The organism is Paenibacillus sp. FSL W8-0186, from assembly GCF_037969765.1.
Classification (GTDB): domain Bacteria; phylum Bacillota; class Bacilli; order Paenibacillales; family Paenibacillaceae; genus Fontibacillus; species Fontibacillus woosongensis.
On sequence record NZ_CP150207.1, the window covers coordinates 1,339,648 to 1,360,849 of the forward strand.

Here is a 21,202-nt window from a genome sequence, read left to right on the forward strand (position 1 = left end):
ACTATCACGAAGGAAGGCTGGCTTATGAAATTCAGCTACATCAGTCATCTGCATTGTCCCAAATGCCGGGAAAAGTATGAGTTCAATATCATCCAGCAGCTGTGCGCATGCGGCTCTCCGTTGCTCGTGGATTATGATCTTCAGGAGCTCAAGAAGCGCTGGGGTCCAGCTGCTCTAGCAGGACGATCCAACGACCTGTGGAGATATCATGAGCTTCTCCCTGTCACCGATCCGGATAATATTGTGACGTTAGGAGAAGGGATGACTCCCCTGCTGCGGATGGATCGCCTTGGCGCAGCGATGGGAATCGGGCAATTGTGGATGAAGGATGAAGGGGTGATCCCCACAGGGAGCTTCAAGGCACGGGGAGCGGCTGTTGGGGTATCCAAGGCCAAGGAGTTGGCGATACAGGAGCTGGCTATGCCTACTAACGGCAACGCAGGCGCGGCTTGGTCGCTGTATGCCGCCCGGGCCGGAATCCGGGCCACCATTGTCATGCCGGTGGGAGCTCCGGAAATTACCCGTAACGAATGCGCGATCTCAGGCGCGAATTTGTACCTGGTCAATGGCCTGATCAGTGATGCCGGGCAAATTGTCGGGCAAGCGGTCAAGGAACATGGCTTATTCGATGCCTCGACCCTGAAAGAGCCCTACCGGATTGAAGGCAAGAAAACGATGGGGCTGGAAATCGTGGAACAGCTTCAGTGGAAAGTGCCCGATGTCATTCTTTATCCGACAGGTGGCGGCGTAGGGCTGATAGGAATTTATAAAGCGCTGAAGGAGCTTATTGAGCTAGGCTGGATCGAAGACAAGCTCCCGCGGCTGGTAGCTGTTCAAGCAGCAGGCTGCGCGCCGATCGTCAAGGCATGGGAGGAAGGCAAGAGTGTCTCCGAGTTTTGGGAGAACTCAGCGACAGCGGCTTTCGGAATCAACGTGCCAAAGGCGCTAGGCGATTTCCTTGTCCTTGAAGCGGTTTACGAAAGCGGTGGCTGTGCAGTAGCCATTGACGATGACACGCTGTTGAAGGAACTGGGGACAATCGCAAGTTTGGAAGGGGCGTTCGTCTGTCCAGAGGGCGCAGCCACCTTCGCGGCGGCCCGTCAGCTTAGGGAAGGCGGATGGATTAAAGAAGGGGAGACCGTCATAGCCCTGAATACGGGGAGCGGAATAAAATATCCCAAAACCGTGAATGTCCAGGTCCCCGTGCTGGAGCCTGGAGCCCGCCTAACCAGACGATAGCATGGATCGCATGAATCTACGTCTAATATCGCTTTAATCTTATTCAAGTTTTTTACTAAAAGACACTACTGGAGGATTTAACATGAAAGCATCATGGAGAAGCGTACAAAAAACCGCCGTTTTAGTATTTGGACTATTATGTATCATCGCCCTTGCCGGATGCAGCGTTGCCAAGCAAGCGGACAGCAATAAACCGCAGCAGCAGGGTGAAGCTTCAACGGATAGCCGCAAGCTGGTCGTCGATCTTGCCAATGAAGCGGCCAATTTGGATCCAGGGCTGCAGTACAATTTTGACAGCTATGCGGTATACCGGAACATCTTTGACAATTTGCTCCGCCGCGATCCAGCGACCAACGAAATTACAGCGGGAGTAGCCGAAGCCTGGAAGCAGGATTCCCCAACGGAGTGGACGTTTACGATTCGCGACAATATTAAGTTCCACAACGGCGACCCGCTCACGGCGGAGGATGCTGCATTCAGCATCCTGCGGATTCTGGACAAGGAATTTCTCAGCCCGCAGTATGCCAACTTCAATATGATCGCTTCTGTGGAAGCAGAGGGCAATGAGCTTAAGATTACAACAAATGAACCGAGCCCTACGCTGCTGGCGCAGCTCGTCAATTTGAGCATTGTTCCGAAAAAATACGTTGAAGAAGCAGGCAATGAACAGTTCAATTTGAAACCTATAGGCAGCGGCGCATACCTGTTCGACAGCTGGGCCAAAGGAACGAATATTACGCTGAAGGCCAATGAGGAATATTGGGACGGCAAACCGGAAGTTGCAGCGGTTGAATTCCGTTTCGTACCCGACCGGGCCAGCCGGGTGGCTGACCTGCTCTCGGGCAAGGCTGACTTCGTAGCCGGGGTAAGCCCTGACGATGTGGAGAGCATTCAGAGCAATTCCAATTTGCAAATTATCTCCACACCGACAGAGCGCATCGCATTTCTGGCCTTCAACATGGTAGATGACACGCCGACAAAATCAACTGCGGTAAATCAGGCGATTGCTCACGGCATTAACTATGATTCGATTATCGAATCGCTTTTGCAAGGCTATGGCGAGCGGGTTACTCAGGTGCTGACGCCGCTGTCGTTCGGCTACGATCCTAGCATTTCCGGCTTTGACTACGATCCGGAGAAAGCCAAGGAATTGTTGAAAGAGGCAGGATATGACAACGGCATTACAGTTGACCTGCCTACATCACCGTCATTTGACCAGCGTGTCGTTCAAGCCATTCAGGGCGATCTCGACAAAATCGGAATTAAAGTCAATATTGTGAGCACAGATCATGCCACTTTTCTGAAAAAAGTTCAGGACCCTGCCCGCAAATGGGGCAGCATCCGCTACGGCATTTGGTCCTGCGGCTGCATGGATGCCGATGGTACTCTTCTTCCGCTATTCCGTACCGATACGATCTGGAGCAGCTACTCTAATCCGGAATTCGATCAAGCGGTAGATGCGGCAAGAACAACGACGGATGAGGCGGCAAGGCTCGAAAATTATAAAACCGCATTGAACATCCTTCAGCAGGATGTGCCGGGTATCGGATTATATCAGCACTTTGCACTATACGGCGCATCTAATAAGCTGCAGTGGCAGCCTGATCCGCAGGAGAACTTCTTCGTCAAAGATATCAAATGGGTTAAATAAGGGAGCGTAGGGGGGAGCGCATATGCTTTACGTAGGACAGCGAATCGTCCAAGCTCTGGTTTCGATTTTTGGAGTAGCTACCATCATCTTTTTCATCCTGCGCTTGACCGGAGATCCTGTTCTGCTCATGGTTCCTCAGAATGCAACCGCTGAAGATATAGCTGTGCTAAGGCACGCCCTCGGGCTGGATCAGCCCGTGGGTCTTCAGTATTTGCAATTCCTGAAGCAGATTTTTACAGCGGATCTCGGCTATTCATATATTCAAAATATGCCCGTTCTGGACATTGTGATGGAGCGGATCCCCTATACGATCGATTTGGCGATATTCGCGCTCATTCTGACCGTGATTATCGGCGTGCCGCTCGGGATGATCACAGCGATTTATAAAGGCACATGGATCGAAAAAATATGCATGCCGTTCATTCTGGTCGGGCAAAGCATGCCCGCTTTTTGGACAGGCATCCTTTTAATTATGCTTTTCGCGGTGCAGCTGAAATGGCTGCCCTCTTCGGGAGCGGAGAATTTACAGTCCCTGATTCTTCCTGCCATCACCTTGGCCTCGCTGTCCATTGCTACGGTGGCGAGAATGACCCGCTCCAGCATGCTGGAGCAGCTGGGTCAGGATTACGTCAGAACGGCCCGCTCCAAAGGGGTGGGTATTCCCCGGATGCTGTACCGGCACCTGCTGCGGAATGCCTCCATTCCCATCATTACGGTGATTGGGCTGGAATGCGCGAATTTATTAGGAGGCTCAGTCATTACGGAGACGATATTTGCCTGGCCTGGCCTGGGACAGCTGACGATTCAAGCTATCGCGGCAAGGGATTTCCCGCTGGTGCAGGCGGTGGTTGTCTTGGGGGCTGCGGTTTATATTTTCATTAACCTGATTACGGATCTTATTTATGGGTGGATTGACCCAAGGATCAAGCTGGGGAGAGAAACATCACAATGAACATATCACCTACGCCTGCGCCTGATCAGCAGGCTCAAGCCCGTTCGCTGGCAGCAAGAGCGAAGGCCCGGCTGCGGAGGCTGGGGACGATTTCCGTACTGCCGTTTGCGCTTATCCTGCTGCTTTTCGTTGTTGTAGCCTTTCTGCCCGGATTGTTTACGAAGCATGATCCTACGCTGATAGAGCTTTCGCTTCGTTTGCAAGCGCCTGGCTTTGTTGGTCCGGACGGCTCGACCTATTTGTTGGGCACCGATGAATTAGGCCGGGATGTATTTAGCCGGCTCCTTCACGGGGCGAGTGTCTCCTTGGTCGTATCGGTGACGGCCGTCTTTATTTCCGGGTTCGTCGGCGGATTCCTCGGAATGCTGTCCGGATATTATCGAAATTGGGTCAGCGCCCTCATTATGCGCGTTGCCGACATATTAATGTCCATTCCTTTTTTGCTGCTCGCGATTTTGACCGTAGCGGTGCTTGGGCCCAACTTATTGAACCTGATCATTGTCCTTGGTTTGACACGCTGGCCGAGATATGCCCGCGTAGCCCAAAGCACGACACTCTCAACGGTGAACAAGGACTTCGTGAAAGCGACAGCCGCTTTGGGTGCTCGCCCGGGCCGGCTGCTCATAAAGCATATTATGCCCGAGTTGATTCCCCCGCTGGTGGTAGTGGCTACTCTGGAGATCGGTCTTATGATTCTGTTCGAAGCCTCGCTGTCTTTCATCGGACTGGGGGTTCAACCGCCTAACCCGAGCTGGGGCAATATGCTGTCTGCAGGAAGGCAGTACGTTTCGACAGCTTGGTGGCTAGCCACGTTTCCGGGCCTTGCCATCTTCCTCATTGTGCTTTCGATTAATATGATCGGAGACGCTGTCAGGGATCGGCTGGATCCGAAAAATCAAAGAAGATAACATCGAGGTGAGCGCATTGCATTTTGAAGGAGAGTTTATTGGTAAAAAGGTGGTCATAACCGGAGCTGCCGGCATTTTCGGCACTTGGATTGCCCAGGCCTTTGCGGCGCAGGGAGCGAAGCTGTGCTTATCCGACATCCGCCATGATGAACTGAGAGCGATGGGAGAAGATCCGTTGTTGCAGGACGCAGAGCTCCTGTTCCATACAACCGACTTGACCCGGGAAGCCTCGATCGCTGAACTGGCTGAGTTCATCGCACAGGAATGGTCTTCAGCAGATATATTGATCAATAACGCCGGAATTTATCAAAGACATAGATTGCTGGAAATGAGCACGAATGAATGGAACGCTTCCCTTGGGGTTAACGTTACGGCTCCATTTTTGCTGACACAGCTGCTGGCCAAGCAAATGATCAAGGACGGCAAGCAGGGTTCGATCATCAACATCAGCTCCGGGGCTGCGCTTAGCAATCAAATCGGGGGCGGGCATTATTCTACAGGCAAAGCCGCTTTGGCGATGCTGACCCGTTCCTTTGCGCTGGAGCTCGCTCCTTATCAGATCCGGGTTAACGCGGTATCTCCCGGATTTGCTCCAGGCAGCGAAGTGAGCGAGCTGTCCGCAGACTATGTGCAAAATATGATTAACCAAATTCCGCTCGGCCGCACATCCGGTCCGCAGGATGCGCCTGCGGCTATTTTGTATTTGTGCTCGAAGAGCGCCTCTTTCATTACAGGGTCTACACTCGCGGTAGATGGCGGCCGTACGGCAGGTACCTTTAAGCGTCCGCAGCCCCAGGACGGGAAGGTGACCTGAAGCGATGCATACGACTTATAGCTGGCCGAACGGGAAGCGCTGCGCTGCAGCCTTCAGTATTGATTTCGACGGAGAGAGCCCTTATTTGTGGCGGACCCGGAATGCCCCGTCCAATGCCCTCGGAGAGCTGGAACAGAGAGCCTTCGGGCCCCGTCAGGGCATCTACCGGATTCTGGAGATGCTGGACCGCTTAGATATCAAAGCCAGTTTCTATATCCCGGGCATTATTGCCGAGAAGTATCCCATGGCGGTGGAGGCCATCGCTAAAGGGGGGCATGAAATCGGCCTACACGGGTATTTGCACGAACGGGTCGATGAGCTGAGCGAGGAGCAGGTAGAGGAAAGCATCGTGCTGGGCAAGCAGGCGCTGGAGAAGGTGATCGGTCCCCGAACGATGGGATTTCGTTCCCCGTCGTGGGAGATGACGCCCGATACCTTTAAGCTGCTGCAGCGTCACGGCATCCCTTATGACAGCTCGATGATGGGCTATGACCATCCTTATTGGATCGATGGGCTGCCGGAAGTGCCGGTTCAGTGGCTGCTTGACGACGCTATCTTTTATCGTTATTTTGGGGGTTTTTCGGGGAATCCGCCCTTAAACCCGAACACCGTGACAGATACATGGTATCAGGAATTTGAAGGGATCAAGCGTTACGGGGGGCTGTTCTTATTGACCGTCCACTGCTGGATCAGCGGCCGGGGGTCGCGGATTATTGCACTGGAACGTCTGCTGACCCGATTGAAAAACGACCCGGAAGTTTGGTGGGCCACCTGCGAGGAGATCGCGGCATACCATGCCGGGCAGTACGCGGGACAATTTCATGAACCGCTTGGAGGGGGCTGGTTATGACGACTCCGCGGCAAACATCTTCGGCGGGCGATAGTGCTGCTGCCTCCGCTATTATGAAAATCGAGCAGCTTACTTTATCTTTTCAGCAGGAATCGGGTCCGGTGACGGCATTCCGAGACGTATCCCTGCAGTTGAATAAGGGCGAGATTTTGGGCCTCGTCGGGGAAAGCGGCAGCGGCAAAAGCCTCACTGCGCTGTCCTTGATGAAGCTGCTTCCCGCAAATGCCCGTTTTGATCACGGGGACATTACGCTTGAAGGCGTATCGTTAAGAAGCATGTCTGAATCGCAGATGCGGAACATTCGCGGCAATAAAGTCTCGATGATTTTCCAGGAGCCGATGACCGCCTTGAATCCTTTGATTCCGGTTGGCCGGCAAATTGAGGAATTATATATACTGCATACCAAGCTGCGCAAATCGCAGCGCAAACAAAAAGTGATCGAATTGCTGAAAGCGGTAGGCATTTCCGACCCGGAGGCCCGTTTTCATCAATATCCGTTTGAGATGTCGGGCGGGATGCGGCAGCGGGTCATGATCGCGATGGCGCTTGCTTGTAATCCCCAGGTCATTATCGCGGATGAGCCGACAACGGCGCTCGATGTGACGATACAGGCGCAAATACTGGACCTGTTAAAGGAAATTAGACGGGAATACAACACGTCTATTTTGCTGATTACACATGATATGGGTGTCATTGCTGACGCAGCCGACCGCGTGGCCGTCATGTATGCAGGCCGGCTGATGGAGGTTGGGGCAGTGGACGATTTGCTTGAATCGCCGCGCCATCCGTACACGATCGGATTGCTGAACAGCATTCCAGATTTATTCGGCGATGAGGGGGCGGAGCTGAATACGATCCCAGGCGTCGTGCCGGATTTGAAAAACATGCCCGGCGGCTGCCCCTTCCACCCGCGCTGTCCGCGAGCGACGGACATATGCAGGGAGCAGACTCCGGAGCTGGCCGAAATTCAGCAAGGACATGCGGCAGCCTGCTGGCACCCGGCAGAGGGGGAAAGAAAATGAGTATGACGGAACAGCGGGAACAGATCACTCCCTTGCTCGTTGCAGATAATATAAAGAAGCATTATAAGCAATCGGCCAAGCTTTTCGGTTTGGGCCGGTCTGTCGTTAAAGCGGTCGACGGAGTAAGCTTTGACCTGATGCCGGGCGAGACGCTAAGCCTTGTGGGCGAAAGCGGCTGCGGGAAATCGACGACAGGGCGCGCGGTGCTGTATTTGGAGCGTCCTACGGAAGGGCAAGTGCGCTATAACGGGCAGGATCTGTCCACGCTTTCGGGGGAACAGCTGCGGAAGCTTCGAAAGGATATGCAAATCGTTTTCCAAGATCCTTATTCCGCTCTTAATGGCCGAATGAAGGTTCGCGACATTTTAACAGAGCCCTTTCGGATTCATCAGCTCCATCCGGGACAAGAGGAGCAGCAAGCGAGGCAGCTCCTGGAGATGGTCGGGCTGTCCCCGGCCAGTCTGGAGAAATACCCCCATGAGTTTTCCGGCGGGCAGCGCCAGCGGATCGTCATCGCAAGAGCTATCGCGCTGCGCCCCCAATTTATCGTTTGCGATGAGCCGGTGTCCGCTCTGGATGTCTCCGTCCAATCGCAAATCGTAAATTTGTTCGGGCAGCTCCAGAAGGAGCTTGATTTGACGTACTTGTTCATTTCGCATGATTTGTCCGTCGTCCGTCATGTGAGCGATCGCGTCGGCGTCATGTACCTGGGGAAAATGGTCGAGCTCGGCCATAAGGCTGCGGTGTTTGACCAGCCGCTGCATCCCTATACTCAGGCTCTGATGAGCGCAATTCCGATCCCTAATCCGAAGATACAGCGGCAGCGGGAGAAAATTACGCTGCGCGGAGAGCTGCCGAGCCCACTGAATCCGCCAACGGGCTGCCGGTTTCATACCCGCTGCCCATGGGCGGTGGAGCAGTGCCGTCAGATTGAGCCGGAATGGCGGGAAGCAAGACCGGATCACTGGGTGGCGTGTCATCTGGTTGACGCGTAGAAGTGTTTGTGATCAACTAGGTTAGCGTCGTGATCATCTAAGATAAAGGAGTTGCATACGACATGCTGCAATCAATCGATCTAGGTCGGATTACACTGCTTGGAGCGCCGGATGTGCATCCCGGGCAACGGGAAAAGCTGGTGCTGGCGAAAGGGAAAATGGACATTGAACGGGACGCTTACTCCAGTCAGCTGATCCTTTTCAATACCGCCACACGCACGGAAGCTCCCCTGTTCGCATCGCCGCCGGACGGTCAAGGGCCTGCTGCGGATGCCAGTCCGCGATGGTCGCCGGACGGGGAACTGCTGGCCTTTATGCGGACGGGTGGGCTGTGGCTGTACGAGCCGTCTACCGGTGATGCCAGGCCGCTCGTAACCGAGCGTAAAGTGAAGGATTACATCTGGGCTCCCGATGGCCGGAGCATTGTCTTTACAAGCCGGGACAACGAAGTGAACGCGACAGCTTACAAAATTAAAAGAATGCGGTACAAGCTCGATGGCGAGGGCATGACCAACGGGTATACCAATCTGTTCGAGGTGAATGTGGGGACATCCGAAATTTCGCGGCTTACTTCCGGAGAGTCGGATTACGGCAATCCTGCTTTTTCGCCGGACGGTTCGGCTTTGTATTTTACAACCGACTTCCCGGACGGCTTCGATCTGGAGAAGCGGCCTGAAATCCGCAAGTTGGACAGGGCAAGCGGCTCCATCTCGAAATTGAAGCATGAAGCAAGATCGGTCTCCGCCTTGATTCCGCTTCCGGACGGCTCCGTGCTCGGTACGGGGAAGAAGGATACGCCGAACAGCGCTGAATTCGACAAATGGTTTTATATACAACAGGGCGGGGAAGGCCGCTGGCTGGAAGGGAACGTAGATGTGCCGCTAGGCTATCACGTCATCGGGGACAGCAAACGTACGGGTCTTAATGCGGTCGTGCGTGCTGCGAATGAGGAATGTATTTTGTTCGCCGGAACGAATGAAGGCAGACAAACCCTGTACAAGCTGGATACCGCCTCTCTGGAAATCACCGCCCTTCCTCTTGAACTAAACGTCCTGGCCTTCGATGTGGAGTACGCCACGGCTGGAGAGATCGCCGTCGTGCTTGTAGCCGATGCGATGGATCGGCCAGGGGAGCTGTACCGTGCGGTATGGCGGGAAGAAAGCGACAAGGTGGCGGTCGAGCGGTTGACTAACTGCAACGAGGAGCTGCGCCAGCAGCTGCCTGCGCTGGACATTCGCGAGCATTCGCATTTGACGCCAGACGGGCTCACTGTTCAGGGCTGGACCATGGATCCAGTCACAGATAGCGGAGGCGTCCGTCAGGGCACGATTTTAATGATTCACGGCGGGCCTCATTTGGCTTACGGCCATTCGTTTCATTATGATTTTTGGTACTTAGCTAGCCGCGGTTATCGGATTGCCTTCTGCAATCCGCGAGGAAGCTATGGCTATGGCCAAGCATTTTCCTATGGAATTATTAAGGAGTGGGGAGGCAAGGACGTCCAGGATATACTGGGCTTTCTGGAAAATGCCGTCGCTTCAGGCGATGCGGCAGCAGATGAACCGCTTTATTTAATGGGTGGAAGCTATGGGGGGTACCTCGTCAACTGGATCATCGGCCGCGACCACCGGTTCAAAGCAGCTGTAACAGAACGGTCAATCTGCAACATGTACAGCAAAATCGGCAACAGTGATCTCGGCTTCCAGATCAATTTATATGAGCTGGGCGGTCAGTCCGATCTTTGGAATGATGAGGAATTCATCATGGAACGCTCGCCGATCCGCTATGCCAGGGAGGTTGCCACACCCCTTCTGATTATTCATGCGGAGAAGGATCACCGGGTTCCCGTCGAGCAGGCGGAACAATGGTTCCAGGCATTGAAGCGTTTGGGCAAGGAAGTGGAATTTATGCTGTTTCCGGGCGCCTCGCATGCGCTGGCTTCTATAGGCAGACCGCAGCAGCGCGTAGCGCGGCTTGAGGCGTTGGCCGATTGGTTTGCGGTTCATTAACTAAGCATAAGGAAGGTGCGCCTTGAGTAAATTGTTGGAATTTATTAACGGGCAGCGGGCTGCTTTACTGAAAGATCTGGAGCAGCTTGTGAACATGGATTCCCCGACCGGAAGCAAAGTGCTGGTAGATCAAGCGATGGAGGTTGTCATCCAGCGGTTTCAGGAGCTGATCGGAGGGACGGTCGAACGGATTCCGCAGGAACAATTCGGGGATCAGGTCAAGCTGTATTTAAGGAAGGAAGCTGGAGCAGCAGCGGAGACAGGGGCTGGGCAAATTATGCTGCTGACGCATATCGATACGGTTTGGCCGGAGGGAGAGGTGGCCTGCCGCCCTTTCAGGCAAGAAGGGAACCGCCTGTACGGGCCAGGTATTTTCGATATGAAATGCGGCCTGCTGCAGGGGCTGTATGCGATGTATGCCGTTGCGTCACAGTGTAATCCAACTAAAAATATCGTATTGTTCATCAATACGGATGAGGAAGTCGGCAGCCCGTCCTCCAGACGATGGATCGAGGAGGAGGCGGCGAAGAGCGACGCCGTATTCGTATTGGAGCCGGCACTCGGCCCTGACGGGAAGCTAAAAACCGCGCGCAAGGGAGTGGGCAGATTCACACTGGAAATTGAGGGAGTTTCCGCCCACTCGGGAATCAACCACAGCGAAGGCGTGAGCGCCCTGGAGGAACTGGCTCATCAAATATTGTTCCTGCAGGGTTTGACGAACTATGAGAAGGGCTCCACGGTTAATGTCGGTTTGGCCTCTGGCGGGACGGCCGTCAACGTGGTGAGCGATTATGCACGGGCGCAATTTGAGCTGCGCATTGAGTCTAAAGACGAGGCCGATCGCCTTAGTCAGCTTATTAGCAATATGTCGCCCGTATTGAATAACGTCAAGCTTCGGGTGCAGGGAGGCATGGTGCGTCCGCCGATGGAACGGGCGATGAGCCGCGATTTATTCGCCAGTGCGCAGTCGGTCGCCCGCGAGTTGGGCTTCCCTTTGCAGGAGGCGGCTACGGGCGGAGCCAGTGACGGCAATTTTACCGCGGCATTAAATGTGCCGACGTTAGATGGACTGGGGGCCATAGGCCACGGTGCCCATGCGCTTGATGAATATGTCGAGCTGGATCACATTGCCCTGCGCAGTGCTTTATTAGCTCATTTATTGATGGAACAAATGAAAGATTAACGCTGTTTGGAGAGGAGCATCCCCTTAGTAGATTACTCTGCTAGGGGACGGCTCCTTTTTGCTATTTGTCGTTGGAGAATTAATAGTTTGTAATGCCTGCAACATTAGATGAATCTGCATCAAATGCTTCAAACGGTGATATTTTTGTACCTTCCAATGAAGCCTGTACGGTTGAGTTACTAACGTTAAATGATATAAAGGCTATTAATTGGCCCGATTCAGTTAATGGTTATTGGATATCTGTAGGGTTTTATCAAAATGATCAATTCAAAGGTCACGGATGGTTTTACAAAAATGATGGAGGCGGCGAAGCTATATTGTTAAATGGAAGTTTACAATATGATAGTACGACTTCGATTAAAGCAATGCGTTCTCTCTTTCAAAAAACTGTTGAATGTGAATGCAGCGGCTTAGTAAGTAAAGATTACTGGGATTTTAGACCGGATGAAATATAGTGTTTGGTAAGAGAAAGTGGAAGATTAATTGTTCCCACTTTCCCAAACCGATCTTTTATAGGGTTATCATATCTTTTTCTTACTTGATAGATGCAAAGACTTATCTGAGGGCAAAGGAAGATTTCGTAAGCATCGACGCTTGTATTACCCGTTTTCGCCTCATTTTCAATTGAAGACCCATCTTTCTTTTTAACGATTTCTCGGTCTCCCCTTTCAGTGACAAGCATACAATAAGAAAGCAGGACTGGCTTGTCATTCCAATCTATGAAGGATGATTGATTTCATATGAACTTGCCGTTCATCCCCAATCGAAATAAGACACTCTTCTATCGCCGTGTCATTAAGAAATTTTCCCTGATCACCGCCGGCTCCGTCATGCAGGGATTCGCTATGGCTACTTTTCTGTTTCCTCATGCCATTCCCTCCGGAGGAGGAGCAGGAATCGCTGTCCTTTTGAATCATGCGTTCGGTTTGCCCATGGGCTTCGGGTTATGGTTTGCTAATACTATTTTTCTTGTGTTCACGGTCAATTATTTGGGCAGGATCAGCGCGTTTGGAACCGTGTTTGTCATCACGGTAACGTCCGTATCCGTCAATTTCTTCGAGGTGTTCGTTGATCCTCCTTTTTCGAATGTATGGATCGATTTGTTGTTCGGTTCGGTCATTCTCGGAACCGCCATCGCGATCCTGATCAAGCAGCGGGTATCCAACGGAGGAATCGGTTATGTAGCTTTGGCGATCTACAAATACAAAAGAATCAATCCTGGCACTTCGTTGTTCTGGATGAACGGATTTATATTTGCCCTCACTGCATATGTCATTGACTGGAAAATTATTATTCTTGCCGTTGTGTGCCAGTGGCTGTCTACCCGGATTGTCAACTGGTTCCATCAGTTCCCAGGTTTGAAGTCGGTTTTTTATCCTGCCTGGCGTAAAAAGTGAATTCCCTCCGTATGTCCTATTCAAAAGACAAGAAAGACAAGAAAACCAGCCTTCAAGTGGGCTGGTTTTTTGGCAATGAGCGTATAAATGATTTTTCAAGTTCATTCATGATTTAATTCCTGTACCTGTACCTTCTCAATAAGCGGAAGTTCGTCCTTATAATTCACTTTCATAACAAATTCAGAAGACAGCTCTCGCGTGCAAAGCCCAATATCTTCTTGTAAGAAGTCCGGTTTCGCGGGATCGTAAAATTTCTTGGCCGCTTCCGACTTTCGAATCCGCTCGATCGTTTCATCAGCCGATATACGGTTTGAATTCTGTAAAATGCCTGATATATATTGCGCGCATGCCAGGTCATCATCCCCGGATGGGTGTGAAGCAATTAAATGAATGGATATGGCGGTGTCTTCTCTCAATAATTTATGCTTTATAAACTCCGCTGTCGTCCTTGCATTAGTGAAACCCGTAACAAATATATGGTCTGCATTTAATGAGTTTAAGGTTGCTTTTACTCCGTTGGTTGTCTTCTGAATCAGGAATTTCCCCCTTAGATCTGCATTTTGCAAACGTACGGGCGAATTATCCAGATCAAACCCCGCAATCGGAAGACCTTGGATCTCTCCCGCTAAAATAAACTCCGGGAATTGCCTTTTTAAACGAAAAGCATCATCTAAAGTTCCCGCCAGAATGATTCCCTGTACCCCCTTAATAAAAGCATAATGCGCTACAGTAAAAGCTCGGATAACATCAATGATGACATTAATTCTTGAAGCTCCGAGTGTATGGTTGTGCCCCTGTATAATCTTTATAGTCATTTAACATCCCTTTCAGCCAGCATAATGCGAGGTTTTATAACAGTATATTGGCCTAATTGAAAGTGGTGCTTCTCCCCGGTACATAAGAAATTTTAAGTATATCCGTTTCTAAGCTCATAAGAAGAATACTTATTTTGCTATATGCAGATAATAACCGAACAATCCAGGTCAGGGGAGCTATCACAAATGGAAAAAACAAAATCGCGAAAGCTGAATATTAGCTTCCAGAGCGACATAGAACTGACAGAACCTACGAAATCAAAGGACACGTCGACAAAATCAGATAACGGCTCAAAAGGACGCATCTGGGAGTTTATTGCGCTTGCCACGATCCCTATCGTACTCGTTTTCGGCAATTCCATGCTGGTACCGGTTCTCCCCGTAATGCAAAGAGAGCTTGGAATCAGTAAATTCCAAAGCAGTTTAATCATATCTATTTTTTCTTTGGCTGCAGGAGTTTTCATTCCGGTGATCGGCTATCTGTCCGATCGTTTTGGCCGAAAGGTCATTATTGTGCCCGCCCTAATCATTTATGGGGGAGCCGGAATCTTGGCCGGGTTTGGTGCCATCTGGGACTCCTATGCGGTTATCATTGCCGCCAGAGCGATTCAGGGTCTTGCTGCAGCAGGAACGGCACCGATTGCTATGGCGCTCGTAGGTGATTTATACGATGGGGGGACGGAGAGCAAGGCACTTGGTTTGATCGAGGCATCGAACGGGACGGGAAAAGTTCTTAGTCCGATCATCGGTTCCCTGCTTGTTTTGATCGTCTGGTATGCCTCATTTTTCGCCTTTCCTGTATTTTGCGCTTTGTCTCTGTTAGCCGTGATCTTTCTGATCAAAGAACCGAAACAGAACGAAAAGAACGAGTTATCAAAATACATTAAAAAAATTGGACAAATATTCAGGGAAAAAGGGAAATGGCTCATCACTGCATTTTTCGCAGGTTCGTTAGGACTCTTTATATTGTTTGGGGTGCTTTTTTACTTATCTAATATTCTTGAGGAGAAACCTTACAATATCGATGGAGTCATGAAAGGTTTGGTACTGGCCATTCCCTTATTAGGTATGGTCATTACTTCATATACCACGGGAAGCCTGATTAAAAAAAATGGCAAATTAATGCGATGGCTTATGAATATCGGGTTGGTTGCCATGACGCTTTCTCTTGCTGCCACCTTGTTCTTTTTAAAAAATATATATGTATTTATCGGGTTGCTAACGGTTAGCAGCATTGGAACCGGCCTGCTCCTCCCCTGCTTAAATACGATGATCACCGGTGCGATTCAGAAAAGTGAACGGGGGATGATCACGTCCCTATATAACAGCTTGCGATTTTTGGGTGTAGCGGCGGGCCCCCCATTATTCGGCTGGATGATGGATAAGTCCGATAGCCTGGTTTTTATAACGGTTTCCATACTATCGCTTGGAACCCTTTGTTTTGTATTTTTTTTAATCAAACCCCCTCCTCAAATTGATTAAATAGCTCTTATAAATTTCAAAGCTATGGGCACATGCCATGAAAAATCAGCATATGATGCCTATGTCATTGGAATGAAGCGACAAGTCAAAAAGAATTGAGGAGAATCCAGATGAAAAGTTCCTTACATGAAATTTGGCCAACAGAATTAAGTGACCCGTGCGGATTTCGTAAACCATCTGTACTTGATAGCACGAACGAAACACACCTTGTTTCTAGTCGGGGACATACGATGGTTATCGATAAGGGTCTTGGCAGAAACTCATTTATGGATCTGATGGAGACAGGTTCAAACTATATCGATTGTGTGAAATTTGGATTTGGAACGGCCCCGCTCTATAATACTGAATTGCTGCTCTATAAAATCAACTTGGCCAAACTGCATGGGGTCACGGTTATGCCGGGCGGCACGTTATTGGAGACGGCCGTACAGCAAGACGTAGTCCCGGATTTCTTCAACACCATATGCAATCTCGGTTTTAATGGTGTTGAAGTATCGGATGGTACGATTGAACTCTCCCGCGATAAACGTACGGAATTGATCCAAGAAGGCAAAAAGTATGGCCTAAAGGTCTTTACGGAATACGGAAAAAAATTGTCGGGATCACTTATAGATGCAGCCGTGCTGGCCGATATGCTAGAGGCCGATCTGAAGGCAGGGGCAGAGCTACTAACGATTGAAGCTCGTGAGTCAGGCATGGGGGTCGGCGTTTTCGATGAACATGGTGAATGCCGGTTGAATCTTCTGGATGATGTGCTGAAGTTTGTAACGGATACGGATAAATTGATATGGGAAGCGCCTTTAAAGAGTCAGCAGGTGCTGTTTCTGAACAAATTCGGCCCTAACGCCAATTTAGGGAATATCTTTCCAGGCGATATTCTTTCTCTTGAAACGCTGCGGCGAGGACTCCGTCAGGATACTTTTACCTTTGGGGTCAGAACGAAAAAAGAAAAGGAAAAGGAATATTTTTATGTGATTTAAGCCTGGATGTCCATGGTGCAAAATCAGCGCGTACCGGGATTCAACGGGTACGCGCTATTCTTTAATTGCCTGCTAATATGAAAAAATGCCTGAAGACAGTTACCTTTAATGAGTAGTTGAAAAGCAAGACCACTCTTTATAGCAACATTAAAAGCTTATTCCATTTCAGAAACGAGAAGGAATAAGCTTTTAATGTTGGGTGAAATTTTCTGGATAATTAACGGAGGTAGATAATACGGGTCAGGTCTTCCTTGAGAAATTAACTAACACGGGTGAACACTAAAAAACACTATATAGAAAGGGAGTTTTGAATGATTACTTGGAAAGTTGGGGGATCTTTACTATCATTATCCCAGGATTGTTGATGTTTTTAGTAACGTCCTTGGAACCTCACTCATTAGATGAACGGTTAGAGAACGGGAAAGAAAAAAGGAAAGGAGGGCATGGATATGAGACAAGGTAAACAAGATGTTGAGCTGGGTCGTTTCCTGAGCCTGATCCTGCGTCATAATCCCGGAGTGGTGGGGATCAAGCTTGATGCGAACGGCTGGGCGGATGTCAAGGAATTGCTTACAGGTCTGCACCGTGCGGGGCGTATCGTGGATATGAATACCCTGGAGCGGATTGTACGAGAGAATAGCAAACAGCGCTATAGTTTTAATGAAGACCACAGCAAAATTCGTGCCAATCAAGGCCACTCCCTTGCTGTAGATGTAGAACTTAAAGTAGAGGCTCCGCCAGAATACTTATACCATGGTACCGCAGCGCAATCCGTTGACAGTATTCGCATGCAGGGAATTACAAAACAATCCCGTCAGCATGTACATCTCACCTCGGAGAGGGAGACAGCCACCCGCGTGGGCGGCCGTCATGGCAAGCCGGTTGTTTTGAAAGTTCGGGCAGGAGCTATGCATCGGGATGGATTTATTTTTTACCGGTCGGAAAATCAGGTATGGTTATGTGATCATGTACCGTGGGAGTACATCGTTAAGTAATATCTTTTAACTCAACATAGAAGGGAATTAGTTCGCTTGAAATTGTTGTATAAAACCTTCAGCCAAGGTCATGAGGTTGCCGTATATGAAGCAGTAGAATTGGATGGAGAGAAAGGGACTTTTCGTGTGCTGCAGTTTTCAGAAGAGGCGGTACAAGGGGCGATGGATATGGCTAATCCGGAGCGTGTCGTGCTGGAATACCCCCGGGCAATCTGTCATCTGATGGAATATAACCAACCCTCATTTGAACGTGTATTTCTGATTGGACATGGGATTGGCACACTCTCTAGACACTTTGCGGACAAAACGTTTGATGTGGCGGAGTTGGATCAAGCGGTCGTAGATATTAGCCAGGAGTGGTTTGGATATTCCAAAGATAATGTGAAGGTTGGCGATGGTCGAGTTCTGTTGGAGAACGAACCTCTGCATGTCTATGATTATGTCGTCTTGGATGCATTTTCACCTAAGGGGACGCCTAACCATCTTCTGTCCAGCGAGTTCTTTCATATGGCTGCAAGCAAGCTGGGGCACCACGGTTCGCTAATCATGAACCTCATGGGCAGGGGCGAGCAGGATCAATGGATGAATGCGATACATAGCACGCTTGGCGAAGTGTTTCCTTATACGAAGTGTTTTGCCTTGCCCGTTGAAGGGGACAGGGATCTCCGCAATATTATTATGATGGGCAGCAAACAAAACATCCATTATCAACTTCGGCATATGGCGGGATTTATCGAGTTCGAGGCTGGGCAGGGTTATATTATTTATGACCGTAGTTGATGATTCATGCAATAAGCGAAGGTTCGTTAATAATTGTTAGACAGTTTAACTTACAGTTTGTTGAGGAGGGGCTGGGATATAACGCAGCCCTTTTCCCCAGGTTTAACATTATATAATATCAACCCGCTTTCACTGATTTATCAAAGTACCCGATGAGAAAATCACGAAACTTGCGCGCAGCGAGGGACAGATACCGTTTCTCGTGCCATGCAATTTGGAAATTGCGCTGGCAAACGGGGAACTCAATTCGCAGCAAGTTCAGCGGAGAGCCGGAGCCGCCGCAATTTCCTACAAGTGCAACGCCCAGCCCGGCGCGGACAAGGCTTGCAATACCGGCAGGTTCGTCGACCCGGCAGACGAAGTTAGGAGTGATCCCCGCTTCTTGAAACAGCAAATCGTTCATTTTCTGAACAGGAAACCCTTCCTTGTACCCGATAAACGGGTCCTCCGCCAGTTCACTCAAGCGGATGCTCTTTCTCCCGGCAAAGCGGTGTCCTTGGGGGACAGCCAAATAAACATCTTCCTTCAAAACAGACGCCGTGCTAATGTCAGGACGATCGATTGGCAGCGGCGTGAAGCACATGTCAACCTCGCCTGTCTCCACCAAATGCGCCATTTCCTCCATCGAAGCCTGTGTAATCCGAAAGTTGACTTCCGGATGAAGCGCTAGAAATTCGCCAAGTGCATCTGATAACCTGTCCAGCGTTGATGTCGCGAGGTGAATGCTCCCTTGTTCGAGTCCAGCCAGTTCGGACACTTCTTTCTTTCCTTCTTCCAATAGGGCGAGGGCCTTCTCAACTTTGTCGAGAAAAGCTTTACCGAACGCATTCAGGCGAATCCGCCCTCCGTGCCGGTCGAACAGTGGAACCCCAACGTTTTCCTCCAGTCTTGAAATCGTCTTGCTCAGCGCAGGCTGCGCGATGCACAGCTCCTCCGCAGCCTTCGTCATGTGCTCCATCCGGGCCACCGTTCGAAAATACCTCAACTGCAGCAGCTCCATATTCGTCTCCCTCCCATATACCTCAGTATATGATCTATATGTGTAAAGATATATTTTTGTTTATTTATAAGTGATTGTAAAATAAAGCATGTAAGGAAAGCAATATGCTCTGCGTAAAAAATACCGCATAAGGCAGAGAGGAGGGCTCACGCTATGAAAGCCGCATTCCAGCAACAAACCAGCGAAAAGTTGATTCGGATTCTGGCCTTCACGCTGGTCATTTCCGTCATGAGCGCAACGATGTTCAATATTGTGCTGCCTGAAATTGCTCTAGAATTCGATTTATCCTTATCGCAGGTCAGTTGGGTGTCATCCGCCTTTTTGTTGATTTATGCGATCGGAACGGTGACCTATGGAAGGTTAGCCGATACGTATAAACTCAAACATTTGCTGACCTTCGGGCTGCTCTTCTTTGCGCTTGGCTCGATGATTGGTTTGTTCGCCCAGCAATATTGGACCGTTCTGCTCGGCAGAGTATTGCAAGCCGCAGGTGCTGCGGTTATTCCCGCTACAGCCGGCATTATCCCGGTTCGGTACTTCCCGCCGGAAAGCCGAGGGCGCGCGCTTGGCATTGCAATGACCGGTCTTGCGCTGGGCAGCGGGCTCGGTCCGGTTATCGCTGCTTTGCTCGTGAGCGTTGTTCACTGGCGATGGCTGTTCTGCATGCCGCTGTTCACGCTGCTGGCGCTGCCTTATTACCGCAAATATTTGAATGATACGCCCGGGAATTCAAGCCGGATTGACTGGCTGGGAGGCGGATTGCTTGCAGGGACTGTAGCCTTGCTGCTGCTCGCGATTACGAATCAAGCGTGGATGCCCGCCGCCGGATGCTTGCTCTTGTTCGTCCTATTTATGACAAGAATTCACTCTGTACCGGATCCGTTCATCAAGCCCGTTCTGTTCCGAAGCAAAAGATATTCGCTTGGGCTGACGATTGCATTTCTGGCGACTGGAATAGGGTATTCGCTTGTATTTCTCAGCCCGCAGCTGTTGGCGCAAGTCAACCAGCTGGAACCGGGACTGGTAGGCTTCGCACTGGTTCCGGCTGCAGCTATAACGGCGGTTTTGGGACGCAAAGGCGGCAGGCTGGCAGATAAAAAGGGCAATTCGTTTCTATTCTACTTGGCATCGGCATTGCTGCTCGCATGTTTCGGGTTATTGTCCACCTTCGCAGGCATGCCGCCAGTGTTCATCGCAATCATCCTGATCTTCGGCAATGTCGGGCAATCTTTCCTATCCATTGCGTTGTCGAACGCGATTTCTCTTTCACTGCCAAAAGAACAGACAGGCGTAGGCATGGGGTTGCTTGCGATGCTGAATTTTGTTTCCGGCGCCATTGCGGCGGGGGTTTACGCACAAATTGTCGATCAAGGCGCGAGCATACGTTGGAATCCAGTGAACTCACATCCGTCAGCGTTCGTTTACAGCAATATTTATTTGGTTCTTGCGGTTTTGCATGCGGGTATTTTGTTGTTCTATTATATGCAGTTCGGGAGAGCCAGGCATGCCGTTCAGAAAGAAGATAATTTGAAAAGAGCAAACAGGGAGGAACTCATATGAAACCACTAAACATCGGTATTATTTTAGGAAGTACACGCCAAGGACGCGTCAGTCCACAAGTAGGTAATTGGGTTAAAGAAATCGCTGACAGGCGTGGAGATGCGAATTATGAAATCGTAGATATCGCAGACTTTCAATTGCCCTTTTTTGGAGAAGGGACTGGTGAGGAGCCTGGTTTAATCGCTTGGTCTGAAAAGTTATCCAGCTTGGACGGGTTCGTATTTATTGTCCAGGAATACAATCACAGCATTACCGGAGTGTTAAAAAATGCACTGGATTCAGCACGAAGCGAATGGAACAATAAGGCAGCGGGCATCGTTAGCTATGGTTCAACGGGCGGAGCCCGCGCAGCCGAACATTTACGCGGGATTTTAGGAGAACTACTCGTGGCGGACGTTCGTGCACATCCAACATTTTCGATGTTTACGGATTTTGAGAACTTCAAAACATTTAAACCTGCCGAGCTGCACATAGATAAAATCAACGAAATGTTAGATCAGCTTATCGCATGGAGCGGCGCTTTAAAAACATTACGGTAATCGATGGCGCTATAAAATATGGGTAAGTAAG

20 protein-coding genes are annotated in these 21,202 nt (G+C 50.2%); 18 read left to right on the forward strand and 2 right to left on the reverse strand.

All coding sequences use genetic code 11. The features are described from left to right. Positions 1 to 24: 24 nt before the first annotated feature. From MKX50_RS05700 to MKX50_RS05755, 12 genes are all read left to right on the forward strand, one after another. The gene (locus tag MKX50_RS05700; protein ID WP_339158706.1) at positions 25 to 1,239 is read left to right on the forward strand and encodes a threonine synthase; all 1,215 of its coding nucleotides are present in this window, start codon (positions 25 to 27) and stop codon (positions 1,237 to 1,239) included. Between the two features lie 82 nt (positions 1,240 to 1,321). Then, positions 1,322 to 2,890, forward strand: a complete 1,569-nt coding sequence (locus tag MKX50_RS05705; protein ID WP_339158708.1) for an ABC transporter substrate-binding protein — start codon at positions 1,322 to 1,324, stop codon at positions 2,888 to 2,890. A 22-nt stretch (positions 2,891 to 2,912) separates the two neighbouring features. Further along, the gene (locus MKX50_RS05710) at positions 2,913 to 3,842 is read left to right on the forward strand and encodes an ABC transporter permease (protein WP_213592783.1); all 930 of its coding nucleotides are present in this window, start codon (positions 2,913 to 2,915) and stop codon (positions 3,840 to 3,842) included. Next, entirely contained in the window at positions 3,839 to 4,750 is a 912-nt protein-coding gene (locus MKX50_RS05715; protein WP_339158711.1) for an ABC transporter permease, read from the forward strand. Before MKX50_RS05710 ends, MKX50_RS05715 begins: the two co-directional genes overlap by 4 nt. A gap of 7 nt (positions 4,751 to 4,757) precedes the next feature. Beyond that, entirely contained in the window at positions 4,758 to 5,564 is an 807-nt protein-coding gene (locus MKX50_RS05720) for an SDR family oxidoreductase (RefSeq protein WP_339158713.1), read from the forward strand. A gap of 4 nt (positions 5,565 to 5,568) precedes the next feature. Further along, a complete protein-coding gene (locus MKX50_RS05725) occupies positions 5,569 to 6,414 on the forward strand; it encodes a polysaccharide deacetylase (RefSeq protein WP_213592780.1) in 846 nt (281 codons plus the stop codon). Continuing rightward, on the forward strand, positions 6,411 to 7,436 hold the full coding sequence (locus MKX50_RS05730) for an ABC transporter ATP-binding protein (RefSeq protein WP_339158714.1): 1,026 nt from the start codon (positions 6,411 to 6,413) through the stop codon (positions 7,434 to 7,436). The genes MKX50_RS05725 and MKX50_RS05730 overlap by 4 nt, the downstream gene beginning before the upstream one ends. Further along, positions 7,433 to 8,431 (forward strand): dipeptide ABC transporter ATP-binding protein, encoded by a 999-nt coding sequence (locus tag MKX50_RS05735; protein ID WP_339158715.1) that lies wholly within the window; start codon positions 7,433 to 7,435, stop codon positions 8,429 to 8,431. Before MKX50_RS05730 ends, MKX50_RS05735 begins: the two co-directional genes overlap by 4 nt. Before the next feature lie 62 nt (positions 8,432 to 8,493). Continuing rightward, positions 8,494 to 10,440 carry a S9 family peptidase gene (locus MKX50_RS05740; RefSeq protein ID WP_339158716.1) on the forward strand — a complete coding sequence of 649 codons (1,947 nt, stop codon included), beginning with the start codon at positions 8,494 to 8,496 and terminating at the stop codon, positions 10,438 to 10,440. A 22-nt stretch (positions 10,441 to 10,462) separates the two neighbouring features. Then, a complete protein-coding gene (locus MKX50_RS05745; protein ID WP_339158717.1) occupies positions 10,463 to 11,623 on the forward strand; it encodes a M20 family metallopeptidase in 1,161 nt (386 codons plus the stop codon). A 92-nt stretch (positions 11,624 to 11,715) separates the two neighbouring features. Beyond that, positions 11,716 to 12,078 carry a hypothetical protein gene (locus tag MKX50_RS05750; RefSeq protein ID WP_339158719.1) on the forward strand — a complete coding sequence of 121 codons (363 nt, stop codon included), beginning with the start codon at positions 11,716 to 11,718 and terminating at the stop codon, positions 12,076 to 12,078. Between the two features lie 285 nt (positions 12,079 to 12,363). Then, positions 12,364 to 13,020: a YitT family protein gene (locus tag MKX50_RS05755; protein WP_339158720.1), complete on the forward strand. Its 657-nt coding sequence runs from the start codon at positions 12,364 to 12,366 to the stop codon at positions 13,018 to 13,020. A 101-nt stretch (positions 13,021 to 13,121) separates the two neighbouring features. Here the strand turns inward: MKX50_RS05755 and MKX50_RS05760 are convergent, their stop codons facing one another. Beyond that, positions 13,122 to 13,835: a 2-phosphosulfolactate phosphatase gene (locus MKX50_RS05760; RefSeq protein ID WP_213592773.1), complete on the reverse strand. Its 714-nt coding sequence runs from the start codon at positions 13,833 to 13,835 to the stop codon at positions 13,122 to 13,124. 186 nt (positions 13,836 to 14,021) lie between these two features. Between MKX50_RS05760 and MKX50_RS05765 the strand changes: the two genes are divergently transcribed. From MKX50_RS05765 to MKX50_RS05780, 4 genes are all read left to right on the forward strand, one after another. Beyond that, a complete protein-coding gene (locus MKX50_RS05765) occupies positions 14,022 to 15,317 on the forward strand; it encodes an MFS transporter (protein WP_213592772.1) in 1,296 nt (431 codons plus the stop codon). Positions 15,318 to 15,412: 95 nt separating this feature from the next. Beyond that, positions 15,413 to 16,297, forward strand: coding sequence for a phosphosulfolactate synthase (locus MKX50_RS05770; protein ID WP_339158722.1), 885 nt, complete (start codon positions 15,413 to 15,415; stop codon positions 16,295 to 16,297). A gap of 449 nt (positions 16,298 to 16,746) precedes the next feature. Continuing rightward, positions 16,747 to 17,292 (forward strand): RNA 2'-phosphotransferase, encoded by a 546-nt coding sequence (locus tag MKX50_RS05775; RefSeq protein ID WP_339158723.1) that lies wholly within the window; start codon positions 16,747 to 16,749, stop codon positions 17,290 to 17,292. A gap of 36 nt (positions 17,293 to 17,328) precedes the next feature. Continuing rightward, on the forward strand, positions 17,329 to 18,072 hold the full coding sequence (locus MKX50_RS05780; protein WP_339158725.1) for a fused MFS/spermidine synthase: 744 nt from the start codon (positions 17,329 to 17,331) through the stop codon (positions 18,070 to 18,072). Between the two features lie 118 nt (positions 18,073 to 18,190). On the opposite strand, the gene MKX50_RS05785 is transcribed toward MKX50_RS05780, so the two are convergent. Continuing rightward, a complete protein-coding gene (locus MKX50_RS05785; RefSeq protein WP_213592769.1) occupies positions 18,191 to 19,072 on the reverse strand; it encodes a LysR family transcriptional regulator in 882 nt (293 codons plus the stop codon). A 153-nt stretch (positions 19,073 to 19,225) separates the two neighbouring features. Here MKX50_RS05785 and MKX50_RS05790 point away from each other — a divergent pair, with 153 nt between their 5' ends. Together MKX50_RS05790 and MKX50_RS05795 are read left to right on the forward strand one after the other, a co-directional pair. Next, entirely contained in the window at positions 19,226 to 20,632 is a 1,407-nt protein-coding gene (locus MKX50_RS05790; protein ID WP_213592768.1) for an MFS transporter, read from the forward strand. Beyond that, positions 20,629 to 21,171 (forward strand): NADPH-dependent FMN reductase, encoded by a 543-nt coding sequence (locus MKX50_RS05795; protein ID WP_213592766.1) that lies wholly within the window; start codon positions 20,629 to 20,631, stop codon positions 21,169 to 21,171. The genes MKX50_RS05790 and MKX50_RS05795 overlap by 4 nt, the downstream gene beginning before the upstream one ends. Positions 21,172 to 21,202: the final 31 nt, after the last annotated feature.